General features: G+C 33.1%; 3 protein-coding genes and 4 pseudogenes. All 7 read right to left on the bottom strand.

Features of this window, described 5'->3' with window-relative positions:
• Nucleotides 1–178 precede the first annotated feature (178 nt).
• Nucleotides 179–661: pseudogene (locus WGMM_RS07250) on the bottom strand (transposase); the annotation flags it as partial.
• A 36-nt stretch (nucleotides 662–697) separates the two neighbouring features.
• Nucleotides 698–1,000: a transposase gene (locus WGMM_RS07245; RefSeq protein WP_338062979.1), complete on the bottom strand. Its 303-nt coding sequence runs from the start codon at nucleotides 998–1,000 to the stop codon at nucleotides 698–700.
• A gap of 84 nt (nucleotides 1,001–1,084) precedes the next feature.
• Nucleotides 1,085–1,288 (bottom strand): annotated as a pseudogene (locus WGMM_RS07240) (heme biosynthesis protein HemY); the annotation flags it as partial.
• Between the two features lies 1 nt (nucleotide 1,289).
• A pseudogene (locus WGMM_RS07235) lies at nucleotides 1,290–1,736 on the bottom strand (heme biosynthesis protein HemY); the annotation flags it as partial.
• 1 nt (nucleotide 1,737) lies between these two features.
• A pseudogene (locus tag WGMM_RS07230) lies at nucleotides 1,738–2,288 on the bottom strand (heme biosynthesis protein HemY); the annotation flags it as partial.
• A complete protein-coding gene (locus WGMM_RS04365) occupies nucleotides 2,285–3,016 on the bottom strand; it encodes a hypothetical protein (protein ID WP_038250643.1) in 732 nt (243 codons plus the stop codon). The pseudogene WGMM_RS07230 and the gene WGMM_RS04365, both read right to left, overlap by 4 nt.
• On the bottom strand, nucleotides 3,009–4,241 hold the full coding sequence (locus WGMM_RS04360) for a lipoprotein-releasing ABC transporter permease subunit (protein ID WP_038250641.1): 1,233 nt from the start codon (nucleotides 4,239–4,241) through the stop codon (nucleotides 3,009–3,011). Before WGMM_RS04360 ends, WGMM_RS04365 begins: the two co-directional genes overlap by 8 nt.
• Nucleotides 4,242–4,462: the final 221 nt, after the last annotated feature.

The following is a 4,462-nucleotide window of genomic DNA, read 5'->3' as shown; positions in this document are numbered from 1 at the left end:
TTTATTAAAATATATAACTGTTAGTGTCTAAAAGCAAGTTTTTTTGACATTAAGACCAAGTCTAGCTAAGAAACTTGCAGGTTTATTGTTTGGAGATAAGGATTATATTAAGAAAGTGCTCTAACTTCAGCAATATCAATGTGAAAGTAGCCTAAGAGGTTGTCCACAAACCAGTAAATCAAGCATATTCCCTACTTAACACAACTTTACTCATAGCCAGATATATGAAACTTTCAGTAGATGTTGTAAGTGAATCGTACTCCTTTGATAGCCTTCTATTTCTATTGATCCAAGCAAAAGTCCTCTCTACCACCCACCTTCTCGGCTGTACTGAAAATCCAGGATGCCGTTGTGGCAATAGTTCTAGTGGTGTATCTTTATGCACCCAAAACCTACATGGAGGCCTTTTGACAATTTCAATATCTATCCCATATTCTCTCTTTACGTAATCCTTTAAATCTTTTCCTTGGTATCCCATATCAGCCCACATTTTCTTAATATTGCTGTATTTTTCCTTCATATTGTCCAATGCCATCTTCACCCCACCTCTGTCATTTTCGCTTGCAGCTCCTACATAGCAGCCAAGCACAAATCCTTGAGTATCTGTGATTATATGTCTTTTTCTCCCGTTTACTTTTTTCGCACCATCATAACCTTTGACCCCCTTTTTCCGTGGTTTTTACCGATTGACTGTCTACTATGCATGCGCTCGGCTTACCATTTTTGACCTACTATATTTAGTGATATCATAGTTCATTTTCTCAAAAATTCCCTGCTTTTTCCATCTTCTAAACTGTTCATGCACAGCCTTCCACGGCGGAAAATCGTGTGGTAAATAGCGCCATTGACATCCTGTGCGCAGTACATAAAGAATTGCATTTACTATCTCACACTTACTGTATTTTGGTGGCCTTCCTCCTTTCTTGTACGATACTCTGAAGTGTTTTTCTATTCTTGCCCATTCCCTTCTACTTAAATCTGTTGGATATTTTTTCCTCATCTCTTACCTATTCTTTCTTTATATACTACGTATTCCTTGGTTTGTGGACAACCTCTAATGGTAATTTCTAAACTTTGTGGAATTTTATAATATATAATAAACACAATTAAAACTATTACAACTTGAACACTTATGATCCCATTGTTCTAGTTCCCTGTTACAATTTTTACACTTCCAGCCTGGATCAGGCTGAGCCCATCTTGTTTAGCCAATAAATTACCTTGTCGTGTTCTTGCAATGTAACCTTGAGTTGTATTACAATAAAGTAGATTGACATGTAATTAGCTTNTTTCATAGCAGTGTCTAAATATTGACTTGCAAGATCATATTTACCTGAACTCATTGAGGACAAAGCAAGTAAACAGTAACTAAAATAATAATCAGGGCGTAAGTTGTATAGTCTTTCAGCACCTTTACTATTTAAATTGATGTACATTTTAGCTGATTGAGGAGTAGGATTTACTGTATACTCTGCCTCTAGCACTGCAGAAGCTTTTCTGATTTTTCCAAGTTTAATATATAATTCTGCCTTTAAATAATTGATGGGCTGAAAAATTGCACTATAACTAAATAAAGACTTTATAGCCTCCTTAAAATTTCCTTTACTTTCATATTGCTTTGCTAAAGCGCAATAAAACACTGCAAACATTTCTTTATGCTCAAAGGGGAGAAAAATATTGGACTTAACTGCTTCCTTCAACCTCAAAATTGCATTAATCCAATCTTCTTTCAATATNCCATGCTCTATTTGAAAGGGAATAGATAGCATTTTATCGTTAATTGAACTAGAGCAATATTCTATAAATTTTTGAAAGACTACTTTTTCTTGTTTGAGGTGGACAATCAGCTTATTGGCTAGAAGTAGAGCTAAGTTACGATTTTTATTTGCAATATTTGTTAAACCGTTACTGAAAAAGCTGTAATTTCCCGTCTTACCTGAGTTAAAGAGCTTTATTAAAGACAACCTATCGCTCTCCTCACTCAGACTTTTAACTAGCTTTTGGGCATTCTCTATATTGTCTAAGTCTATGCTAAAGAAAGCTTCAAAGAGAAGCAATTCTTCCCTATCCCTTCTTCTATTTCTTATGTTGGCAAATGTTGATGAAATGGAGGAAAAAAAGCGTACAAGTGTAATTAATAAAAATAATAAAACTACACAAGTAAAAATAATGAAATATAGATCAATACTTATAGTGTAATTGCCTAATTCCAATTTTATTACTTCACCACTTACCTTGACCCATATACCAAATAAAAACGAAAAAGCGAAAATTATAAAATAAATCATGAGATATATTGTAATAAGTGATGATATATTGTTGAAATATTCTTAGAAGCTACAATAAAACCATTCAATTTATTCAGCCATGGCTTGAATTCTGAATGCGTTAAATTGCTTACTGTAACAGTTATATTTTGCCAATCATTATCATTTATTGACTCCTCAATTTCTGCGAATTTTACTCTTAATGGATCATTTCGGTCGTCTACCTTTATCCAGTTTGAAATGATTTTTTTAGACAATGTACTTTTGTTGTAATCGATAGTATCAATAGTTTTTTCAAAAGATAACTTCAATTCGTGTAAGGTATTTATCTCTTTCAAATTTTCTAATTCATCTACTGCATTTTCTATCTCTGGATCGTCAAGCTCTGATATCAAAGGCTTTATTGAATTTATATGGTTATCAAATTTTGCTTCTCGCAATAACGAATTCTTCATTTTAACCACAAGTAATAGCAATTTTGCAAGGTTCTTACATCTTGAGTTATTATCACCTTGCTCACATTGAGTATGCTGACTTCTCTTGAGGTCAAATATCTTTTTTTCTATTCTAGATTGATTAACTTCAAGCAACATTCTAAATTCATCCATGTTTTCCGTTAAAGCTTTCACATTGTTTTCACTCTCTTGCTGATTTATTTTTAAAAAGATTATGTTATTTATTGTGATGTAACCGGTAAATAACAATACAATTAAGAACCAACCTATGTACTTTTGCTGAGTATCATTCATAACGTAGTATCTCCGCAGGATCTTGTGCAGCTGCCTGCAATGCAGGAGCAATTGTCGCTAAAAATGATAAGAATAATGCAAGTGCAGAAATGTTCACTACATCTTGAGAAACTAATATCATTGGCAAACTTGAAAAAAAGTATATCATAGGATCAAACAGCTTGACGTTAGTAATGTTTTCTAAAAACACTCTAATGCTTTCGATATTGAGAGAAAAAACGACACCTATAATACAGCCAAGACAAGTTCCCGTAAAACCGATTAATAGACCACAAGCGCAAAATATACGCATAATGCTTCCACTTGTTGCACCAAATGTACGCATAATTGCAATCGCGGATTTCTTTTCTTGCACTATCATCATTAAAATTTGAGATAATATTAAAACGCTGCTACAACTATAATCAAAGTGAGAATTTAAAAACATCACATTTCTTTCAGTTTTTAAAGCACTAAAATAATGGCTTTGCTGTGATTGCCAACTTTCAGCTTCCATTCCTATTTCCTTTTCTATAGCATCTGCCAGCTTATCAGCTCTAGTAACGTCGTCTACAAGTACTTCTATATTTTTTATGCTATTTTTATAATTAAAAAAGGCTTGTGCTGATTTTAGAGGCATATATATCAAGGTATTATCATACTCAAACATACCCATATCAAACATTGCTATAACTTTATATTTTTTCATTCGCGGCATTTCACCAAGTAATGCATCAAATTCTTCAGATGATATAAACGTAATTTCGTCGCCATAGTCAATGTTCAAAACTTCTGCTAAGCGTGCTCCTATTATTATCCCTTCATCAAATTTTTTTACATCACCTATAATTACATTATTTGTAACGGCAGTACTATCAAGCAAATCTTTAGTTGACACACCTCGCACTACGCTACCTGCAATTTTACCATTTGCTACAATAATAACTTGATCATTGGTCATAGGAGTAGCTTTTAATATACCAGGAATTCTCTCAATAGATTTTGAAACTGCGTAGTAATCTGAATTTATGTTCCTATCAAAATAAACGTTAATATGGCCATCAATGCCAAGTATTGAGTCAAGCAACTTTGCTCTGAATCCGTTCATCACAGACATCACCACTATTAGTGTTGCAACTCCAAGGGCAATGCCGATAATAGAGAACAAAGTCATTATAGAGCAAAATCTGGCATTTCTTGCTCGCAAATAGCAAGCAGCCATAGTAATTTCAAAGGCAATGGACATTACAAAATATTTTGAGGTTAGACATTATATTTTTGTAAACTTCGTATAATTGTAGACTTTCTTTATTTAAAAACTAGAGATTTTTTCTTCCTTAAATTTAGCAGACTTATAGAGTATCTTTAACATTAGAATTTCAAAATCTTCCATATACATCATCCAACCTCACTATATCGTTATCAGATAAATGCTCTCCTATCTGAAATTCAACTATTTCAAGTGGA

The organism is Wolbachia endosymbiont of Glossina morsitans morsitans, assembly GCF_000689175.1.
Taxonomy (GTDB): domain Bacteria; phylum Pseudomonadota; class Alphaproteobacteria; order Rickettsiales; family Anaplasmataceae; genus Wolbachia; species Wolbachia pipientis.
The sequence above is the reverse complement of the archived record's forward strand: the minus strand, read 5'-3'. Positions and strand labels throughout refer to the sequence as shown.

Coding starts and splice junctions, on each gene's coding strand:
- WGMM_RS04365 (WP_038250643.1), bottom strand. CDS start 3,016: ATGAATGATACTCAGCAAAAGTACATAGGTTGGTTCTTAATTGTATTG.
- WGMM_RS07245 (WP_338062979.1), bottom strand. CDS start 1,000: ATGAGGAAAAAATATCCAACAGATTTAAGTAGAAGGGAATGGGCAAGA.
- WGMM_RS04360 (WP_038250641.1), bottom strand. CDS start 4,241: ATGTCCATTGCCTTTGAAATTACTATGGCTGCTTGCTATTTGCGAGCA.